Annotated in this window: 2 protein-coding genes; both read left to right on the plus strand. The window is 47.1% G+C overall.

From position 1 onward, the window contains the following. The first annotated feature begins 134 nt into the window (after nucleotides 1-134). Nucleotides 135-1,736, plus strand: a complete 1,602-nt coding sequence (locus DYP60_RS13795; RefSeq protein ID WP_117331598.1) for a Mu transposase domain-containing protein — start codon at nucleotides 135-137, stop codon at nucleotides 1,734-1,736. Next, on the plus strand, nucleotides 1,729-2,466 hold the full coding sequence (locus DYP60_RS13800) for an ATP-binding protein (RefSeq protein WP_160525538.1): 738 nt from the start codon (nucleotides 1,729-1,731) through the stop codon (nucleotides 2,464-2,466). The genes DYP60_RS13795 and DYP60_RS13800 overlap by 8 nt, the downstream gene beginning before the upstream one ends. The last annotated feature ends 90 nt before the right edge of the window (nucleotides 2,467-2,556 follow it).

A 2,556-nucleotide genomic window follows, 5' to 3' on the forward strand; every position in this document is an offset into this window, starting at 1 on the left:
TGCATATGGTTCCCAAAAACGGTCAGTGATGCGCTGAAAAACGGCCACTGAGCGGAGCAAACACGGCCAGCTGAAAAATATCCTATACTTTGATTTCCACAGGAGTGGACAATCTATTTATAGGAGGTCGAGAAGTGCTCGATTACACCAAGATTCTCCGACTCAGCTATGGCAAGAAACTGAGCGGAAGAGAAATTGCAGAAACCCAAGGATGTGGGAAAACAGCGATCAATGACTTTCTGAGAAAGTTCAGAGAGTCTGAGGAATTTTCTTATCCCCTTGCGCCAACGGTTACAAACGAACTCATCAATCAGAAACTGTACAAATCTCGAGGTGGCAAATCATCCAACAGGCAGTTCCGTGAGTTCGATTGTGAAGAGATTTACAGGAAGCTGCCGAAGAAAGGGGAGACGCTGAAGCATCTCTGGCAGAAATATGATGCAGCAGGGGTTGTTGCCCAAGATGATGGCACGGTGCTCCATCCTTATAGCTATCGTCAGTTCTGCAAAATATTCGGTGACTGGTGTGAAGACAGGAATGTCACTTCCAGGATTCCCCGGTACCCTGCACAGAATTGCGAGCTTGACTTCGCCGGGATGTGTCTTTGCCTTAAAAACGAACTGACTGGTGAGGAAACCACAAGAGTCACTATCTTCGTGGCAACCATGTCGTACAGCAACTATTGTTACGCAGAAGGTATCATCAAGGCAGACATCCAGAACTGGATCTCGGTGAATAATCATGCGTTCCAATATTTTGGAGGGATGACACCGATCGTGACCAACGACAACTGCAAGGTTGCTGTCATCAGGAATACCGACTGGATCGATCCGGTTACCAACAAGGATTTCCAGGATTGGGCTGACCATAACAATACGGTCTTGCTTCCGGCGAAAGTAAAAAGTCCCCGGTGGAAGCCCCACGTGGAGAATTCAGTAAAGATCGTCAATGAGCACATTCTCATCGATATGAAGGAGATGACATTCTTTACCCTTGGTGAGTTGAACTCGGTACTCTGGGAAAAGATGGATGAAATGAACTCTGCTCCACTGACAACAAGGGACTGCTCCAGATGGGATATCTTTTCCTCGGAGGAGCAGGAACACCTTTTACCACTCCCCTCAGAAGCATACCAGTACCTTGAGAGGAAGGTGGCAAAAGTCTATCAGGATTTTCACATCCGGTTTGATGATAGCTACTACAGCATACCAAAGAAGCATGTGAAGGAAAAGGTTGAAATCCGGGCCTCAAGTGACATGCTCCAGATATATTCGGGAGCGGGCACGTTCATCTGCTCGTGGAAGAGAACATATGTCCGTGGCAAATGGAATACGAACCCTGACCATCTGCCAACCAAGTACAAGGACTATATCCAATGGAGCAAACCTAATTTCCAGCAACGGGCTTCGAAGATAGGTCCATATACACGGACTGTCATTGATGCCCAGTTCAGTCGGGTCGAGTTCCCAGAGCAGGCATTCAGGCGCTGTTGTGGCATTCTTGGGTTTGCAAAGAAGTACTCAGCCAGGACATTGGAAGCAACCTGTGAGAATGCTGTCCTGCGAGGCATCAGTTCCTATAACTACATAAAGAACACAATCGGAAGCTTCCATGCCCCTGATCAGCCGCAGGAACCGGAACCTCCCAAACCTCCTTCGGTTTTCGGCTATAAGTCCAATGATTCCCAATACTCACTCGACAACCTGATCTCTCACAAGGGGGATGAGGATGCATAAACACCTACAGGACATTGATGAGATGCTGGACTTCCTGGATCTTCATGTGATGGGAAGAAGCCTGAAAGCCATAATGAAGTCAAACAACTATTCTTCGTATGACCCGCTGCAGCTGTTCCGTGCAATACTTTCTGAGGAATACATGTTCCAGTTGAATGCAAGCATAGACCGTAATCTGAAGCTGGCCAAGCTGCGAGGCAGCGATGCGCAGATAGGGAACCTGAAAACCGGGAATGGCCGGCTGTACCAGGATTCCACCATCAAGCAGCTGTCTTCCCTGGAATTCATCGCAGATCGTAAGAATATTGCAATCTTCGGTGAGTCTGATGCAGGCAAGACCTATGCCTCGAAGGCATTTGGCATCGAAGCATGCAGAAATGGCTACCGGACACTGTTTACTGACTTTACTGATCTGATTGATTATCTTTACATTCTCAAGAGCACCGATATGAATAAATACAAGAAGAAGCTCAATTTCTACTCTCGTATTCAGGTGCTGATTCTGGATGATTTTTTGATCACTCATCTGGGTAATGACCGCAGTCTCATACTTTTCTCTCTGATTAAGAATCGTGACGAACTAGGCACCTCTACGATTATTACCTCTCAGTATGATCCTAGCACATGGGTTTCCTTTCTGGAAAGCGACGGCAACTTTGCAATGGGGGATAGCATTAGAAGACGCCTTCTGAATAACGGCTACACTCTTCTTATTGAAAAAGCTGTTTGATTCTCATTTGGCCGGCTTAACCGCCGGCCGCTATTGAATGCCGAGTGACCGTTTTTGGACGCACGCTTGGCCGTTTTCTCACACCCTATG

The sequence above is a fragment of the Sphaerochaeta halotolerans genome (genome assembly GCF_003429665.1).
GTDB lineage: Bacteria > Spirochaetota > Spirochaetia > Sphaerochaetales > Sphaerochaetaceae > Sphaerochaeta > Sphaerochaeta halotolerans.